The sequence below is a fragment of the Aeromonas media genome, from assembly GCF_000819985.1.
GTDB classification, from domain to species: Bacteria; Pseudomonadota; Gammaproteobacteria; order Enterobacterales; family Aeromonadaceae; genus Aeromonas; species Aeromonas media.
In genome coordinates this window covers 9,637-9,955 of sequence record NZ_CDBZ01000192.1, presented here as the reverse complement: position 1 = coordinate 9,955, position 319 = coordinate 9,637, and the positions used below count along the sequence as shown (strand labels likewise).

Genomic DNA, 319 nt, shown 5'->3' with positions numbered 1-319 from the left:
GCTGCTGGGCCAGCTTGTCGGCCCCCTGGCGGGTGCGGCTGAAGATCAGGGCCGGAGCCCAGCCCTTCACGGTCAGCATGTGTTCGACCAACGCCAGCTTGCGATCCCCATCCACCGCATAGACCCGCTGCTCCACCTCGGCCGCCGTGGTGTTGCGCGGTGCCACTTCGATCAGTTCAGGGTCACGCAACAGCACCTTGCTCAAGGCAAACAGGTTGTCATCGCAGGTGGCCGAAAATAGCAGGGTCTGGCGATCCGCCGGGATTTGCTTCAGCAGCGCCTTTATCTCGTCCATAAAGCCCATGTCGAGCATGCGATC

The 319-nt window shown here is 62.4% G+C and carries 1 protein-coding gene; it reads right to left on the bottom strand.

Annotation, left to right across the window (positions count from 1 at the left end; translation table 11 throughout):
- The coding region (locus BN1127_RS16215) for a DEAD/DEAH box helicase (RefSeq protein ID WP_042650111.1) at positions 1 to 319 on the bottom strand (319 nt) is incomplete at both ends.